Here is a 1,325-nt window from a genome sequence, read left to right on the forward strand (position 1 = left end):
CAGGTATTGCAAGCAGGGTTAGTTGGTAGTGCAGGCTACACGCAAAATGCGCTAGATATGGCTTTCGCCGGTAATGGCAATATGGCGATCGCGTACAAAGAGAGCCTTTGTGAAGACGCCGACAATGTTGGGGCGGGCAGTTGCTCTCAATATACTTCGCGAGTTCGAGTAGCCTATTTTCGAGTACAAACCGGTCTGTTTGATCAATCGACTAACAGCATCGTTTCTCAACAGAGTTTTGAAAATGAAAGTGCTATCGTAGATATTCCTACGGATAATCAAGCACTCGCTATCGATGTTAATTCGGAGAAGGGTCAAACGGCCATTATCTTCCAAGAAAGACGTGCGCCACAAAGCGGTTCGGGACCTGCTGAAAATACGGTTCGTGTTCTTCGACTAGATTAGTTTCGTTTGTCATTTGGTTAGTAACACTGGCGTCAAATATTGACCCAGTGTTCTACTCCCGCGCAGCTCTAGCGTTGCAAGGCCCGCAACAGCGGCTTCATGATGTATTCCAATACTGAACGTTCAGCTACGCTGATATCAACCGTTGCTTGCATGCCAGGTATGACGTTCAAGCGCCCGTTAGGGTTATCAAAGTACGCTTGGTCTACATGTACTTTCACAAGGTAGTGACTATTTCCGCGTTGGTCCGTAATTGAGTCAGCAGAAATGGTTTCGACCTTGCCATCCAATCCGCCATAGACAGCAAAATCGAAGGCCGATATTTTCACTTTGGCGTACTGATCTCGGCGAACAAAGCCAATGTCTTTAGGTTTTACTTTCACCTCGACAAGTAATTCATCACCCACAGGGACGATGTCGATAAGTTCTGCGCCTGGTCTCGCGACCCCGCCTATCGTATTTATGTGCAAGGTCTGGATAATGCCATCCACCGGAGAGCGCAATTCAGTTCGGTCAACGCTCGCAGCGCTCACAGTTTGTTTACCACGCGCAATATCAAGGCGCGTTCTTACTTCAGAAAGTTGTTGTTGGGCTTTGGCTTTAAAACTTGCCACAACGCTTTCTTCTTCTTTTTGAAGGCGATCTATTTCTGATCTCAGTTCAGGAATTTCATTTTTTGTGGAATTGACTTCAGACTGTGCACGACTCAATTGTTGCTGAATATCGAGCACCACAGATTCAGATACGGCCCCCATTTTTAGCAAAGGCTCATTCATTTTTAGTTGCTGCTCAACAAGCTGCACTTGTCGTTGCTGATCTTGTTGACGTTGGTTCGCCGCAACAAGTTCTTGCCGGGCTTTGCTTGCTTTTAAATGAATGTCTTCGACTTGTTTATGTAGTTCTTCCTGACGAACTTTGTA

General features: G+C 46.2%; 2 protein-coding genes. One reads left to right on the top strand and one right to left on the bottom strand.

The genetic code is table 11. From position 1 onward, the window contains the following. Positions 1-405 (top strand): hypothetical protein (locus A3738_RS30845; RefSeq protein WP_197473741.1); only part of this gene is annotated, 405 nt, incomplete at its 5' end. Positions 406-473: 68 nt separating this feature from the next. Here the strand turns inward: A3738_RS30845 and A3738_RS08900 are convergent. Then, the coding region (locus A3738_RS08900; protein WP_156504123.1) for an HlyD family type I secretion periplasmic adaptor subunit at positions 474-1,325 on the bottom strand (852 nt) is incomplete at its 5' end.

Source organism: Oleiphilus sp. HI0066 (genome assembly GCF_001635725.1).